Source organism: Candidatus Poriferisocius sp., from assembly GCF_965214065.1.
Classification (GTDB): Bacteria; Actinomycetota; Acidimicrobiia; order Acidimicrobiales; family Bin134; genus Poriferisocius.
Map to the genome: position 1 here is coordinate 810,764 of NZ_CBDCAT010000028.1, position 15,277 is coordinate 826,040.

14 protein-coding genes are annotated in these 15,277 nt (G+C 64.7%); 3 read left to right on the forward strand and 11 right to left on the reverse strand.

Annotated features, from left to right (window positions below; all coding sequences use genetic code 11):
- Positions 1 to 10: 10 nt before the first annotated feature.
- Complete coding sequence (locus ACOOGG_RS15170) at positions 11 to 865, reverse strand: LLM class F420-dependent oxidoreductase (RefSeq protein ID WP_420436512.1); 855 nt, start codon at positions 863 to 865, stop codon at positions 11 to 13.
- Positions 866 to 931: 66 nt separating this feature from the next.
- On the opposite strand from ACOOGG_RS15170, the gene ribA reads away from it, so the two are divergent.
- Entirely contained in the window at positions 932 to 1,540 is a 609-nt protein-coding gene (gene ribA, locus ACOOGG_RS15175) for a GTP cyclohydrolase II (RefSeq protein WP_420436514.1), read from the forward strand.
- A 3-nt stretch (positions 1,541 to 1,543) separates the two neighbouring features.
- Here the strand turns inward: ribA and ACOOGG_RS15180 are convergent, their stop codons facing one another.
- The 8 genes from ACOOGG_RS15180 to ACOOGG_RS15215 form a co-directional block, all read right to left on the reverse strand.
- Positions 1,544 to 2,323 (reverse strand): glucosamine-6-phosphate deaminase, encoded by a 780-nt coding sequence (locus ACOOGG_RS15180; RefSeq protein WP_420436516.1) that lies wholly within the window; start codon positions 2,321 to 2,323, stop codon positions 1,544 to 1,546.
- On the reverse strand, positions 2,304 to 3,065 hold the full coding sequence (locus ACOOGG_RS15185) for an ATP-binding cassette domain-containing protein (RefSeq protein ID WP_420436518.1): 762 nt from the start codon (positions 3,063 to 3,065) through the stop codon (positions 2,304 to 2,306). The genes ACOOGG_RS15180 and ACOOGG_RS15185 overlap by 20 nt, the downstream gene beginning before the upstream one ends.
- Entirely contained in the window at positions 3,062 to 4,276 is a 1,215-nt protein-coding gene (locus tag ACOOGG_RS15190; RefSeq protein ID WP_420436520.1) for an alanine racemase, read from the reverse strand. The genes ACOOGG_RS15185 and ACOOGG_RS15190 overlap by 4 nt, the downstream gene beginning before the upstream one ends.
- Positions 4,277 to 4,278: 2 nt before the next feature.
- Entirely contained in the window at positions 4,279 to 5,289 is a 1,011-nt protein-coding gene (locus tag ACOOGG_RS15195) for an ABC transporter permease (RefSeq protein WP_420436522.1), read from the reverse strand.
- 10 nt (positions 5,290 to 5,299) lie between these two features.
- The gene (locus ACOOGG_RS15200) at positions 5,300 to 6,523 is read right to left on the reverse strand and encodes a substrate-binding domain-containing protein (RefSeq protein WP_420436524.1); all 1,224 of its coding nucleotides are present in this window, start codon (positions 6,521 to 6,523) and stop codon (positions 5,300 to 5,302) included.
- Between the two features lie 14 nt (positions 6,524 to 6,537).
- On the reverse strand, positions 6,538 to 7,785 hold the full coding sequence (locus ACOOGG_RS15205) for a M20 family metallopeptidase (protein WP_420436526.1): 1,248 nt from the start codon (positions 7,783 to 7,785) through the stop codon (positions 6,538 to 6,540).
- Positions 7,782 to 8,903, reverse strand: a complete 1,122-nt coding sequence (locus ACOOGG_RS15210) for an ROK family transcriptional regulator (RefSeq protein ID WP_420436528.1) — start codon at positions 8,901 to 8,903, stop codon at positions 7,782 to 7,784. The genes ACOOGG_RS15205 and ACOOGG_RS15210 overlap by 4 nt, the downstream gene beginning before the upstream one ends.
- 168 nt (positions 8,904 to 9,071) lie before the next feature.
- The gene (locus ACOOGG_RS15215) at positions 9,072 to 10,091 is read right to left on the reverse strand and encodes an LLM class flavin-dependent oxidoreductase (RefSeq protein WP_420436530.1); all 1,020 of its coding nucleotides are present in this window, start codon (positions 10,089 to 10,091) and stop codon (positions 9,072 to 9,074) included.
- Positions 10,092 to 10,139: 48 nt separating this feature from the next.
- Between ACOOGG_RS15215 and ACOOGG_RS15220 the strand changes: the two genes are divergently transcribed.
- Positions 10,140 to 11,672 (forward strand): class I adenylate-forming enzyme family protein, encoded by a 1,533-nt coding sequence (locus ACOOGG_RS15220; protein ID WP_420436532.1) that lies wholly within the window; start codon positions 10,140 to 10,142, stop codon positions 11,670 to 11,672.
- Positions 11,673 to 11,688: 16 nt separating this feature from the next.
- A complete protein-coding gene (locus ACOOGG_RS15225) occupies positions 11,689 to 12,216 on the forward strand; it encodes a pyridoxamine 5'-phosphate oxidase family protein (RefSeq protein WP_420436534.1) in 528 nt (175 codons plus the stop codon).
- Positions 12,217 to 12,226: 10 nt separating this feature from the next.
- On the opposite strand, the gene ACOOGG_RS15230 is transcribed toward ACOOGG_RS15225, so the two are convergent.
- Positions 12,227 to 14,176: an ABC transporter permease gene (locus ACOOGG_RS15230; RefSeq protein ID WP_420436536.1), complete on the reverse strand. Its 1,950-nt coding sequence runs from the start codon at positions 14,174 to 14,176 to the stop codon at positions 12,227 to 12,229.
- On the reverse strand, positions 14,176 to 15,189 hold the full coding sequence (locus tag ACOOGG_RS15235; RefSeq protein WP_420436538.1) for a quaternary amine ABC transporter ATP-binding protein: 1,014 nt from the start codon (positions 15,187 to 15,189) through the stop codon (positions 14,176 to 14,178). The genes ACOOGG_RS15230 and ACOOGG_RS15235 overlap by 1 nt, the downstream gene beginning before the upstream one ends.
- Between the last annotated feature and the right edge of the window lie 88 nt (positions 15,190 to 15,277).

Sequence of the window (15,277 nt, forward strand, 5' to 3'; positions counted from 1 at the left end):
CGACGGGCAATTAGACAGAGCCGAATTCGTTGATCCAGCGGGTGTAGTCGTCGAGCACGGGCATTACTTCGTCGGCTGAGCCGCCGTGGGGGAATCGCAGCACCACCTCGGTGATGCCGAGGTCGCGGTAGTAGGCCAGCTTGCCGGGGTCGGGGTGGGTGCCATATGTGATGAGCTCCAACTCGTCGAGGCTACGGCCTGCGGCGGCCATCACCTGGCCCAAATCAGTGAGCGCCGCCCGCATTCCGGCCCCGCCGATGGGCATCCAGCCGTCGCCGAACTCGGCGATGTGGGCGAAGGTGGTCGGACCGGGAGCGGCGCCGATGATGGTGCGGATGCGGGGCTGCTGGACCGGCTTGGGCCAGCTCCACGAGGGCTCCATGTGGACGAACTCGCCGTGGAACTCGGCAATTTCCTGCGCCCAGAGCGCTTGGGCACAGAGAATGTGCTCTCTGGCCAGCGCTCGGCGTCGGCTTACGTCGATGCCGTGGTTCTCCATCTCTTCGTGGTTCCACCCGTAGCCGATTCCCAGCACGAGACGGCCTCCGCTCATCCAGTCGAGGGTGGCGCACTCTTTGGCGAAAGCAATGGGGTCGTGTTGGGCGGGCAGCGCCACTCCCACTCCCAGCCCGACAGTTGTGGTGGCCTGGGCGCAGGCGGCCAGGGCGATATAGGGGTCCAGGGTCCGCAAGTAGGTCTCAGACAGCTGGTCTTCGCCGGTGGGAGGCGGGGTGCGCCGACTGGTCGGGATGTGAGTGTGCTCGGGCAGGTAGATGCAGGCGTAGCCCCGGGCCTCGGACTCCTGGGCCAGGCGCACCGGCGACATCGACCGATCGGTGGTCTGCATCATCACCCCGAATCTCACGGCTAAAGCGTATGTCGCTTTGGCTGCCAGTTTCGCTTCTCTCAGGGGTACTCTCAGGGCCACCTCATGACACGCCAACCGGAGATCAGGCTGATCGCCACCACCGAGGTGCCCACGAACTGGGGCCGGTTCACCTGCCACGCCTTCGAATCAATGGACGACGGAGAAGAGCACGTGGCATTCGCCCTCGGCGACGTGGACTTAGCCGACGAGGTGCTGGTACGAGTACACAGCGAGTGCCTCACCGGAGACGTGTTCGGCTCGTGGCGCTGCGACTGCGGGGCCCAGCTCCACGCGGCCATGGATGCCATCGCCGCCACCGGCACCGGTGTTCTGGTGTATCTGCGGGGCCATGAGGGGCGAGGCATCGGCATCGGCCACAAGGTGCAGGCCTATGCCCTTCAAGACCAGGGTCGCGACACGGTAGACGCCAACCTGGAACTCGGCCTGCCGGTGGACGATCGTACCTACGGCATTGGAGCGGCCATCTTGGCCGAGTTGGGGGTCAAGCGAGTGGCGCTGATGACCAACAACCCCACCAAGCATGACGGCCTGGCCTCCTTCGGCTTGGAGATAGCCCGCCGCGTTCCCCTAGAAGTGGCCCCTAGATCCGAGAACATGGACTACCTCCGCACCAAACAACAGCGCCTCGGCCACCTGCTCAACTTGGGCTAGACGTCAAACCTGCGGTTGGTCAGTCGATAGGCGAGAAGCTGCTTCGAGGTCGAGGACCGCGGAGGCGTCACCATGAAGTTGGAGCGCCGACGCCGGAACTTCGCTTGTCACCGGCCCTTCCAGAGCGTCTCGTATGGGTCGCGACTTGTGCGATCCCTGAGCCACGAGCAGGATCTGCTTTGCTTGCAGGATGGTCCCTGTCCCCTGGGTGATGGCCTGGAGGGGAACCTCTTCTGCTGAGTCGAAGAAGCGGGCGTTGTCCCGCCTGGTGGCCTTGCTAAGCGAGACCACGTTGGTCTTGGCATCGAATGGCGTACCGGGTTCGTTGAAGGCGATGTGGCCGTTTCTCCCGATTCCGAGAAGTTGGATGTCAATGCCAGCGGCGCGCACGAGGCGGTCGTAGCGCCGGGCTTCTGTGTCGAGGTCGGGTGCTCGGCAATCGGGGGCAAACACCGCGTCATCGCGCAGGTCGACAAGTTCGGTGAAGCTCCTTGTGATGACGTTTCGGTAGGCCTGCGGGTGGTCGGCATCGAGGCCTATGTACTCGTCGAGCAGGTAGACCGTGGCTTCGGCGAAGCTGAGCGAGCCCTCTTGGCATCTCCTGACCAAAGAGCGGTAAACCCCCTCCATCGTGGCGCCGGTGGCCAGCCCGATGCTTGCCCGGGGATTCGACCGAATAACACCTTCCACAGAGTCGGCTGCCATCTCGGCGGTGGCTGCGGCATCGGCGGCGATGTGGAAGCGCACCGCTGGTCCTCGGCGCTCACCCTGTGCCGCGGGCACCGGTGATGAACGACACCAGGTCGTCTTTGGTGACATCGGGAACGTCGACTTCGGCGCACTTCCGGCCCTGGTAGAGCACGACCGCCTTGTCGCAGACCGCCAGCACTCTGTCCATGTTGTGGGTGATGAGCAGAACCGCCACGCCTTGATCTCGCATGTTGGCGATGAGGTCGAGGACTCTCTGGGTCTGCTCTACGCCGAGTGCTGCGGCCGGCTCGTCGAGCAGCACGATCTTCTGGCCCCACGCCACCGCTCGGCCGATGGCGACCGCTTGGCGCTGCCCGCCCGAAAGCGAGCCCACTGAGCGCCGCAGCGACGGGATCCGGATGTCGAGGCCTGACAGCGTGGCCGCACATTCCTCGCGTATGCGCCGCTTGTCGAGCAGGCCGATGCGCTCACCCATCCATCCACCCCGGGTCTGCTCCCGATTCAAGAAGAGGTTTTCCGCCACATCGAGCGGGTCTATGACCGACAAGGCTTGGTGAACCGTCTCGATGCCCAGCTCGCGAGCGTGACGTGAGGAGTTGATGCGATGCTCAGTGCCCTCGACGAAGATGCTGCCCGCGTCGGGCTGATAGAGGCCGGCAAGACATTTCACCAGCGTCGACTTGCCGGCGCCGTTATCGCCCAAGAGCGCGGTGACTCGACCATGGCGCAACTCGATGGAGACGTCGTTGAGAGCCTGCACGGCCCGGAATGATTTTGAGATTCCAACAGCAGCCAGCGCGGGAGTCATGCTCATCGGCTGCCCTCCCAGTTCACAGGGTTGCCCAGCACGTCCCAGATACCGGCGACCGACGGCGCTCCAGACCGCACACCGGCCACGCCCGCGACAAATGCCCTCGTCACGAAGGCCTGGATGCGGAAGCCGAACACCACGGCGTCGCCCTCGCTGATCTTGCGATCCGATGCGGGGTTGAGTTTGGCGTAGTAGTCGATGGCCGCAGGGTCGGGCATGTCCACGGGAATGGGCTTGGTGGCCGCTTCGCTGGGATCGCGGGCCACCACAGCAGTGGTCTGGTAGTCCCCGAAAACCGGGTCGATGTAGAGACCTCCGCCGAAGCAGAACGGCGTGCCCTGATGGATGTGGGCGATCTCGCTGACGTAGCACACCGCGGGTCGCTCGGGCAGGTCGCCCACCGCATGCAGGGGAGTGGTACCGGTGAGCCCGTGCCCCGGCTCCACTTGGGTGGCGCCGGCATCGGCGAGCTGGGCCAGCACCGCGGTGGACGTGGTACCCGGGGCGTTGATCTGGAGCAACTCCTGGTGGTCACGGCCCAGATGCCGCCGAGCCGACTCCACAGCCCGGGCCAGGGTTGCCATGTTGGGAGTGGTTCGGGCGCGGCCGGTGGCCGGGTCGAACAGCAGCGCCGGAAACGTGGTGAGTCCGGCGAACCGGGCTCCGGGCAGCCCGGCGATGTGGGCGATCATCGCGGGTAGGTCTTCGAGCGGTATGCCACCCTCGTGGCCCGGGTAGAACTTATCGTCGGGAGCAAAGACCCGTACCAGCAGATCCTGAACCCGTCTGATTCGTGAGGCGGCAGCCGACGCCTCTGCCGCCTTGTTGGGCGAGAACACAGTCCAGTAGTCCGGTTGCATGGCCATGGCCTCGCCGGCTTCGGCCGCAGCCACCTGTACTAGATGGCCGATGTGTCCGAGGTTGTGCCCGTTGGCGGCAATGGGCCGGGCGCAGCCCATGTCCACTGCAACATATCCGTCCACTCCAGCACCGCTCATGGCATCGAGGGCGCCTGGCGCCCTACCAAGCTGCTTCGTCATGGCGTACACCGTCAATCCCAGCTTCTTGGCCTCATCCATAAGGCGTGAGGTGTTGGTCGCCAACGCGTCGAGGTCGATCGCATAGCTGTTGGCCGGGATGGAACCGGCCTGATGCAATGCCACAACGGCTTCCACGAAGGCCGGGTTCTTGTCCAGAAGGGATCGCAGGAACACGTTTAGGCCTCCTTGGCCTCTCTCATGCTCAAGGCCACGGCCAAGATGATGATCACCCCTCGGGCAATGAGCTGATCGGCCACTTCAAGGCCCATGAGAATGAGGCCGTTGTTGAGCATGGCCATGATGAGGGCTCCAGTGACAGCCCCGACCACTGAAGCCCTCCCGCCGAACAGGTTGGTCCCGCCGATTACCACCGCGGCGATCACGGTGAGCAGGTAGTCTTCGCCCAGGTCGTGTCTACCGATGCTGAGCCGACCGGCGAGGAGAATCCCGGCAAAGCCTGCTGCGGTGGCGCTGGCCACCAGGGCCGAGATCTTCACCCGAGCGGTGTTGATCCCCACCGCGTTGGCCGCGTCTCGGTCGGCGCCGGTGGAAAGGACGTGGCGTCCCCAGCGCAGATGGTGAAGCGCAATATGGCCAAGGCCGCCGACCACGATGATCCAGATGAGCAGCGAAGAGACAGGGCCCAGTCCGCCAGCGCCGAAAATCCCGCTGAATCTGTCGTTGCGGATGGGCAGAGACTGCAAGTCGTTCCAGTTGCGGGCAATCCCGCTGATGATGCCCAGCATCCCCAGCGTGACCAGAAAAGACGGGATTCGCACTTTTACCGTGATCAGCCCGTTCACCAGGCCGACGAGCACCGATGTCCCCAGGGCCGCAAGCACGCCGACCAGGAATCCGTGATTGCCCACCATTTCCGCGGCCACCAACGATGAGAGCGCCACCACTGAGCCAACCGAGAGGTCGATTTCCCCCGCGGCCAGGGCGAAGGCCATCCCCACCGCCATGACCGCGATGGGGGCAGCTTGCCGGCCGATATTGAGCAGGTTGGAGGAGCTGAGGAAACCGTCGTCGTGCAGGATGATGCTGAACGTCACCAGAATCAGCGCGAACGCAAAGTAGACAACGAACCGACGAACGCCGCCGTCATGTTTGTAGCGGTCGATCCAGGCCTCGACCGGGGAGGGGAGTCCGGTCGAGGCCTGTCTGTGGATCGATCTTCTGGTCACCTGCCCAGGTCTAGCCGCCGAGGGCGTCTAGCACCTGTTGCGGTGGATCAGCGGCCAGCGACACCCTGTATGCCTCGACGATGTTGTCGGCGGTTACCTCTATGGCAGGTACAACCACGAATGGCGGTGCTTCCTTCCCGAGCAGACCGTATGCGCCCTCGGTGGCCATTGTGCGCCCGATTTCATAGGCCTCGTCAGCCGCGATGCCCACGATGTTGCCGCCTTCCACCAAGTCGAGGGAGACGTTGGTGTCCAGGTCTATGGTCACCACGGCCACATCGTTGGCGCCCACCGCCCGCAGCGCGGCCAGCACGCCATCGGCAGGGCCGGCCGACCACGGGGCATAGATGCCATCGAGGCCGGGGTTGCGGGTCAGCATGGTAGAAGCGATGTCCTCCGCGGTCGCGGGGTCGGCAAGACCTTGCTCAGCGACGATCTGGATTCCGGGGAAATTGATCTCAATCCAGGACTTGAACGCCTGGTCGCGCTGGTTGGTCACGTAGAACGGGGCGTCGTGGAAGATGAAGCCGATCTCGCCTTCACCGCCGAGCGCATTGCCGAGCAAATTGGCCGCGGCTATGCCCATGGCGGCCAAGTCGTCGGTGACGACCCCCACGAACTCCTCGCCTTGCGTATACCCCTCGGGAGTAGTCGACAAGAACACGAGTTGCACCCCAGCGTCCACGGCGGGCCGGAAGCCCTCCGCCGCGGAGACCGGGTCGATGGTGAGGCTGAGGATGATGTCGGGATTCAGAGCCATGGCGGTTTCGACGTCGTTGGCCTGCTGGGCGGCGTCGAAACCGGCTTCGGTCTCGACTACCACCTCGATTCCCATCTCGGCGAAGGCGTCGCGCGCCCCCTGGCTCACCGCGTCGGTGAACGCGCCGGAGATGTGCCAGAGAAGGGCGGCGGTGTAGTCGCCCTCTTGTATCTGGCTCAGCTCGTCGGCGGTCAGCATGATGTCGCCTGATGGACTGGCTGGCTCGCCGTTCGGCCCCTGGGTTACCGGGGCCTCCATCGCCGGGGCCTCTGCTTCGATGGGCTCCGGCTCGGGCGTGGTCTCAGGGGCAGGCTCGTCAGGCGGCTCGGGAGCCGCAGTGGGCGCGGCGGTTGCCGGTGCAGCCGGGGCGTCGCTTTCGCTGTCGTCGTCGTTGCCGCAAGCTGCGGCCAACAGAACGAAGACAGCAAGCAAGGCGCTGAGTGCGAGCCATCTCGATCTCTTGTGTGGGTGCATGGTTTTCTCCTTCGTTAGGTGGTTGGGGCTGGTTCGAGACCGCACCACGACGCCACGAAATGGGCCAGGGTGCGGGTGGCGGCTATGAGTTCGTCGATCTCAACGTGCTCGAACGGGGTGTGGCAGTTGGAAATGTCACCGGGGGCGAAGTAAACGCCCGGGACACCTCGCGAAGCGAGGAATGACTTCTCTGACCAGAAAGGAGCGGCCTCGATCCGGGGTGCATCGCCCGTTACCGCGGAAATAGACTCTCCCAGAGCCTGCACCGCGGCATGGTCGGTGGGGATCTCGTCTGGAGTGCCGCCCACCGGGTGGTCGCGCGGGGCGGAGAACTCTACCGAAGCCTCTACTTTGTAATCTGAGGCCACTTGGGCTGCGATGTCTCGGATGGCGTCCGCCGCGGCGTCGAGGCTCTCTCCGGGGAGGACCTTGCGGATCAAAGACAGGTTGAACTGTCCAGGCACGGCGATGCTTCCCCCAGAGTTGACCTCGGTGACCAGCAGGAATGCCGGGCCGATCAGAGGGTGTTGGGGCTGGGCGCGCAGATCATCAGAGTGCTTCCACAGTGCAGACAAAAGGCGGTGACCTGCCTCGAGCGCGTCCACACCGAGCTCAGGCCGCCCAAAATAGGCCGACTGCCCGGTAAGCGTGATTTGGGCAATTAGAAAGCCCATTTGCGCGGTGTAGATGGCCGAGGTTGTGGGCTCGGTATAGATGAGGAAGTCGGGAGGGTGATCTTGCGGAATGACCCCATCGGTGATGGCTGTCTTCATGCCGGCCGACACGCCGCTGCCGGACTGGCCTGACTCCTCATCGCATACGAACAGCGCGGTGATGCGGCCCTTCGGTTGGCAGCCAGTTCGACCGATGGCTCGGAAGGCCTCAAGAATGGCGCAGATGCCTGCCTTTTGGTCCGCGGCCCCCCGGCCCCAGATCGCCCGGTCGATGATCGGGGCCGAATAGGGATCAGCGCGGTCGGTCCCAGCCCAGTGCGCCTTCCAGTCGTCGGCATGCACGGTGTCGAGATGTCCGGCCAGAACCAACGAGGGACTTGACTGTCCGGCGCTGGCGTAGACATTTGGGCGGTTGTTGGCGCAAGGGGAGAGCCGGGCTTTGTCCCACACCCCATCTTGGAGCTGCCCATGCACCCAGCGGGCGAATTCCCCCTCATGGGGAGTCACGCTGGGGATGCGGACGGCCTCTTGGACGAGCTCTACAAGTCCGTCGGGGTTGACGGCATCGGCAACGGCCGTGGGGGTCACCGCTGGCTCCCGAGTGTGTCGGTGACCAGCGACTCGTGCAGCTCGTCAAGCGCCCAAGACACAGCTCCGAGGAATGTGGCGCGCCGCCCGAGCGTCGAGGCGGAGATTTCCACCGGTTGGGAGTGCCGTCGATGCAGGTCGGCGTTTACTGCCTCCACGAACACCTGATTGGCCCCCACGCCGCCGCCGAACACGATCCGCTCTGGGTCAATGATCAGGCACAGCTGCATGACTGCGGTCGCCATGGCGGACGCCGCGTTCTCCAAGACATGCACGGCTGCCGGGTCGCCCTGGGCAGCTGCATCGAAGATCTCCGGCACATCGGCGCTGCCATGCAGCTCTGTCGGGTGTCCGGACTCCGCTGCCTGTCCGAATTGCTTGCGGATGGCGGGGGCCGATGAGACGTCTTCCAGGATGAAAGACGAATTGGAGTCGGCGGGCGAGTCGTGCAGCACCAGCGAGCCAACCTCTCCGGCTGCTCCAATTCCACCGCGGTACAGCTCTCCGCCCACGATGATGCCCATGCCTATTCCTGTGCCGATAGAGATGGCCGCAAAGTTGGTTTGGTCGATGTCTAGGTCCGCCTCGGCTAGTGCAGCCAGATTCACGTCATTGTCCACGTGGACTTCCATATCGAGCAGCTCTTCGAGCCTCGCTCGAACCCGCAGCCCCTCAAAGCCGGGCAGATTCAGAGCCTGTTCGACGCTGTCTGAATGCGGGCGGTAGATGCCGGGGACGCCTACGCAGGCCGATCCGGCCTGCCCTCCGATCTCCGACAGCATCTGACGGGCCGTTTCCGCTACGCGGTTGAGCGCTGTCTCGGCGTTCGGGCCGGTCTCCAGCTCTTGCTCGGCGATCACTGTGCCAAGGAGATTGGCCACGCCGACGATGATCTTGGAGGCCCCGACATCGGCCGCCACAACGAATCCTGCCTCGGGCACGAACTCGTAAAGAGCGGCTGGTCGCCCGACGTTCCCGGATGTGGTTGGGGTAGCGGACAGGCGAATCAGTCCCGATTGCTCCAGATCTGCCACCAAGTTGGAAACCGTCGGTTTGGACAGCCCGGTCACTCGGGAGATGTCTGCCCGGGAGATTCCTTGGGGGGCAGCATCGAACATGGCATCGACAATTCGCTGGCCGTTTAGCAGCCGAAGCAGTCGTGAATCTGAGGCCCCTCGCACTAGTTTGTAAGCATAACTAACAAATAAGTCTGACGCAATAGCCGTCTCAATGGAGTTCCAGGCTGAGACGAGCGGCTTAGCCCATTCTGCGTGGCCTAATGAGCCTCAGCAGAAAACAGGGGCGATGTGCTGGGCAAATGTCCGCATCCAGGTTTCTTTGTCCTCCATGAACTGGGCCAACACCATCTTGTTCACCCCCCGTTCGGCCAACTCGGTCAATCGGTCGATGCAGTATTCGGGCGGGCCAGCGATGGTGCCCCGGCTGGCCAGGAACTCGGTCAGTCCGTGCTTGTCGGCCAGCCCGGCATTCACGTTGGCACCGTCGGCGAAGGCATGGTGGCGACTGTCGTACTCGGCCATCATGGCCGCCACCTTGGGCTTGATGTCTTCGGGAAGGCCCTTGCCGTCCATGTGAAACCGGTATACATGGTTGGCAGTGCCCGCGATCAAGAACTTGATCTGCTCCAAACCGGCCTCTTCAGACTCGGCGAACAAGAGGTTGGCAAACCACCACACCTCGATCTCGTCGGGATCACGGCCCACTGAGCGGGCGCCCTCGGCGATGTTGCCCAGCACGATCTCGCACACGTCGGCGGGAAGGCTGTTGGACAGGATCACGCCGTCGGCGATCTGCCCGGCCATGAACTGGGTGCGGGGTCCCTCAGCTGCGATCCACACCGGTACCGGGGCCGGACCCCAGCGCATGTGCAGCTCCCTGCCCTCCCAGTGGGCCACTTGGCGGTTGCTGAGTGCTTTGACCGCCGCGGTGTAGTCCCGCAGATAGTCCACGCTGGCCGGTTTCTCCCCGATGTTGAGCAGTGCGCTGTCGCCTGAGGCAATCCCGTAGCGAAATCGCCCCTCGGAAATCTGCTGGAGCGCCATGGCGGTGGACGCGGCCGCCGCCGGATGGCGGGTGACCGGGTTGGTGACGGTGGTGGCCAGCAGGGCGTTCTCGGTGTTATTGGCGGCCACGGTGAGGGTCATGAACGGATCGGCCCACAGTGACTGGGAGTCACCGGCCACAACCATCGAGAACCCGGAATTCTCGACTTGGCGGGCCCAGGCCCCGTAGGTCGACAGATCCTCGGGGACCTTTCCGGTGCCGAATGCGATAGAGGGGCTCATGGCCCGAGGATAGAGGCATGGCCGGCATCCGCGTACCATCTGCGTTTGATGCCAACCGCGGAGGCACCCTCGATCGACTTCAGCCGTGCGCTGTCGCTGCGTCCGCTGCTGGACCGGTCGGTGGCCGAGGTTCCGGACAAGACCGCGGTGGTGGGGGCTAGCGGGCGGCTGAGCTATGTCGAGCTGGCCGACGAGGTAGCCCGAGTCGCTGCCGCGCTAGACGGGCTCGGGGTTCAGGCCGGCGACCGGGTGGCCGTGTGCCTTCCTAACGACGTCGACATCGTGGTAGCGCTCATGGGCATCTGGGCCCGGGGCGCCGTGTTTGTCGGTGTCCACACCGTGTTGGCTCCACCCGAGAAACGCTATCTGTTGGATGATTGCGACCCTTCCCTGTTTCTGGCCGCTGACCCCTCAGAGGAAGGGGACACGCCCCGCGTCATTGGGTTGGACGAGTGGCGGTCACGGGTGGCCTGCGCCGATCCCCTTGATCCGTGGCCCGAGGTCGATCCCCTGGCAGTTGCCGCCATTGCCTACACATCAGGCACCACCGGACATCCCAAGGGGGTGATGCACAGCCAGCACAATGCTCTGCTGCAAGGGGCGGTGGCCTCTTTTCGGGGCAGCTACGACGCCGATGACGTGTTCCTTTGCGTCCAACCGCTGACGATCCTCAATCTGCAAGTGCTCAATCCGCTGACCACCGTTCAGGCACTTGCCACGTGTGCAATTGCCGACCGCCCCGACCCGGTATCGCTGGCCCGCTGGATAAGGCAGGAGGGCGTCACTCACTTCGCAGTCGTTCCGACGGTGGCCTACGACCTGTTGACCCATCCCGAAATCCATCCCGAAGACCTGGCCAGCGTCACCAAGCCCCGGGTGGGCGGAGCGGGAATGCCCGAAGCAGCAAAGCTGTTATTCGAAGAGCGCTTCGGGGCCAAGCCCGCCACCAGCTACGCCCTTACCGAGGGGCCAACACTGGTGGCCCGCCAAGATCTCGACCGGCCGATCATCGAGGGAAGCTGCGGGCGCCCGCTGCCCCACATCGAGGTGATGGTGCTCGATGACGATGACCAGCCCGTTCCGGTGGGAGAGGTGGGGGAGATCTGCTTCGGCCCCCGTCGCGACGGCCGGTGGGCCGGGGTGTATCCCACCATGCTGGGTTACTGGGGCCGCCCTGAGCTCTCAGCAGAGACGCTGCGAGGCGGCATGGTCCACTCCGGCGATCTAGGCCGTTTCGACGCCGACGGCGAGCTGTACATCGTGGAGCGCCGCAGCCAGCTGATCATCCGGGGTGGCAACAACATCTATCCGGCCGAGATCGAGCGGGTGCTGGGGGCCGACAGCCGGGTGGCTGAGTGCTGTGTAGTGGGCCGGCCCGATGATCGCCTCGGCGAGGTGGTGGTGGCCTTCGTACAGCCAGCCATTGGCGTCGAAGTGACGGCAGAAGACCTGATCGGCCTGTGTCGGGCCAACTTGGCCTCGTTCAAGGTTCCCAGCGAGATCTGTTTCGTGGAAGCCTTTCCCCGCAGCCCTCTGGGAAAGATCGCCCGATCCCAAGTACAAACAATGGCCGGGGGCTGAGCAAGCGGAGGCAGCAATGAGCGACGAACACCAATCTGGGGCGGGATCGCCCGACTACGAAGATGTGACCGGGTGGTGGCTGGACACAGATGCCGAGGAGGCCATGCTGGCCGCCCAAACGGAGTGCACCTTCATCTGGGCCAACAAAGAGGGGTGGCCGGTGGGGGTCATCATGAGCTTCATCTGGCGCCAAGGCCGGTTCTGGCTCACGGCCAGCGGCCAGCGGGCCCGCATCGCCGCGGTCCGCCGAGACCCCCGGGTGTGCATAGTGGTGACCAGCACGGGTGCCTCCGGGGTGCCCCAGAGGCAGACGGTCACCTACAAGGGCATCTGCCGCCTCCACGACGACGATGAGACCAAGGCCTGGTTCTATCCCAATCTGGCCGCCGCCCTGCATCCCGACAAGGACACACAGCGCCACTTCGCCCGTTTTCTGGACTCCCCTCGGCGGGTGATCCTGGAGGTGGAGCCCAGCCAGCGCATCTCCTTTGACGGCACCAAGCAGGCCGCCGAAACCGCGGCGTGGATCGAGGACAGCCGCTGATCTCTTCTGTCTAGACCGCGGCTGGGGGGCGGAGGCGGTCGGCGATGGCCCGGGTGAGGCGGTCGAGGATGCTGGCCAACAGCACGATGGCGATGCCGGCCTCGAAGCCCCGGCCCACCGCGTCGCTGCGCCGCAGGCCCCGCACGGCTTCCAATCCCAGACCGCCACCGCCCACCAATCCGGCGATCACCACCATGGCCAAAATGAGCATGATCACCTGGTTTACCGCCACCATCAGCTCAGGAGCGGCCAGCGGCATCTCGACCCGCCTGAGGCGCTGTCCGCGGGTGGCCCCGAAGCTCTCCGCCGCCTCATGGATCTCGGCGGGCACCCGGCGAAGCCCGAGATCGGTGTAGTGGACTGCGGCGGGCAGGGCGTAGATCACCGAGGCGATGATTCCGGGGATGCGCCCCACGTGGAAGAGCGTGATCACCGGCACCAGAAGCACGAAGCTGGGGATGGTCTGAAAGAAGTCCAGCACCGGCTTCAGGGCGGATCGGAGCAGGTCGTTGTGGGAGGTCATGATGCCCACCGGCACGCCGATGGCCAGGGTGATGGCGACCCCGACGATGGTCTGGGCCAGGGTGTCCATGGACAGCTCCCACATGCCCAAGAACCCGATTGCAAATAACGCCGCTCCGATGCCGATGGCCAGGCGGATGCCCCGGGCCCACAGGCCCAAGACGACGCCGATCCCGATCATGGCCGGCCACGGGATGTCGGCTGAGAGCAACTCGCGCAGCGGGGTCACGAACTCCAGGGTGACGAAGTCGCTGAACGGGCCGGTCCCGATACCCGAGCCGCCTATGTCGTAGAGGTTGTCGCGGGCCCAATCGGTCGCGTCGTTCACATAAGGGGCGAATTGCCACCTCAGCGACTCGGGGAACTCGTTTTGGCCGAGGATGCCTCCGGCTACCGCAACCACCGATACCGCTGGAGACAGCCATCGCATAACACGGGCATCTCGACCCGGATCGGCGGTGGCAAACCCGGTGGAGAAGCGGTCCAACACGATAGCCATGATCACAATGGCGATGCCTGCCTCCGATGCCCTTCCCACGTCGATGTTCTGCATAGACCGCAGCACTACTTGGCCTAGGCCGCCGGCACCGATGAATGCGGCGATGACCACCATGCTCATGGCCAGCATGGTGGTTTGGTTCATGCCGGCGAAAATGGCCGGACGGGCTTGGGGGAGCCGCACCAACCGGAGTGTCTGGCGCTCGGTGGCGCCGAACATCTCCGACGCCTCGACGGTGACTTGGGGCACCGTGCGCAGGCCCACCTCGGTGAGCCGCACCACCGGCGCCAAGGCGAAGATCACGGTGGAGATCAAGGCCGGGACGCGTCCGAACCCGAACAAAAGCACGAAGGGGATGAGGTAGACGAACCCCGGCATGGTCTGCATGGCGTCCAGGGTGGGACGCACAACCTTGGCCACCGACTCTTTGCGCCAGGCCGCAATGCCCAGCGGAATGCCGATCACCACCGAGATGAGCACCGACACGCTCATCAACGCCAATGTGGCGAAGGACTCCGCCCAGAGATCGACAACTCCGATGAGCGCGACGCTGGCCAGGCCCAGCGCTCCCGCGATCCGTCCCCGGGTCCACCACAGTCCCAGTCCGGTGAACAGCGGGTAGGAGAACCACGGGAACCACTTGAGGATAGACTCCAATCGTCGGATGCCCCAGTCGATGGCGTCGGTGATCGGATTCAAAAAGACGGTGTAAAGCCAGTGGGAGGTCTGGTTGTTGATCAGCCACCGTCGGGCCCGGTCAATGGGATCGGCCAGCCCGATGTCCCAGGAATCGGGGAAGATCCCGAAATTGGTGAACAGCCGGAACACCAAGACCAGCATCGCGATTGTGCCTGCGGCCAGGAAGAATTGGGCCAGATTGTGCTCAGAGGCAGTGCGGAGCCCGGCGGCTTTGGCGCGGACCTCGTCTACCGCCGTCATCAGCGGTTCTCAGAGAGAACACCGGCAACGTCTTGACCGCGCAACAGCCCCACCGGCGTGAGCTGCTCATCGCAGACCACCACCGGATTGGTGGACCCCAACAGGTGGGGGAGCGCGGCCTCCAGCGGGGTGCTCGATGCCAACCGGGTCCAACCGGGATCGATGGGCGTCCCATCGAGAGGCTGCATCAGCGAGGATGCCGGCAACACCTTGGCTACCGGGGCATCCTGGGTGAAGGCCCGCACGTAGTCGTCGGCTGGGTCGGTGAGGATTTCCACCGGGGTGCCCACCTGGACGAAGGCCCCGTCGTTCATGATGGCGATCCGGTCGGCCAGCTTCAGCGCCTCGGCGAAGTCGTGGGTGATGAACACCAGCGTTCTCTGGAGCTTGAGCTGGAGGTCGATCAGCTCGTCTTGCATGTCGCGGCGAATGAGCGGGTCGAGGGCCGAGAACGGCTCGTCGAAGAACAGCACCTCGGGGTCGACGGCCAGGGCTCTGGCCAGCCCCACCCGTTGCTGCATGCCGCCGCTGAGCTGCTGGGGGTAGTGGTCGCCCCAGCCCTCCAAGCCCACCGTGTCAAGCAGCTCTCGGGCCCGCTCGTGCCGCACTCGGCGTTCCACACCCTGAACCTCGAGACCGTAGGCCACGTTGTCGACCACCTTGCGGTGGGGGAACAGCCCGAAGTGCTGGAACACCATCGCCATCTTCTGTCGGCGCAGGTTGCGCAGCGTGGCACTGTCGGCCCGGGTAAGGTCGGTGTCGCACAACCTGACCCTTCCCTCGGTGGGCTCCACCAGATGGGAGACGCACCGGATCAGGGTGGACTTGCCCGAGCCTGACAGGCCCATCACCACGAACGTCTCGCCCGGTGCGACATCGAAGGAGATGTCTCGCACCGCAACCACGCTGCCGGTCGCTGTTTGGATCTCCTCCCGGGATGCGCCGGCGGTGGCCATTTCCCGTGCCTCGCGGGCCTTGCGCCCGAAGACCTTCCACACTCCATCGACGCTCACCTGGGCTGACTGGCTGGTTGTGTCCATCGCCTCTCCCGGATCCCGACTTTACCGTCCGGTCAGACGGCTATTGGTTTGGGCTACCCTG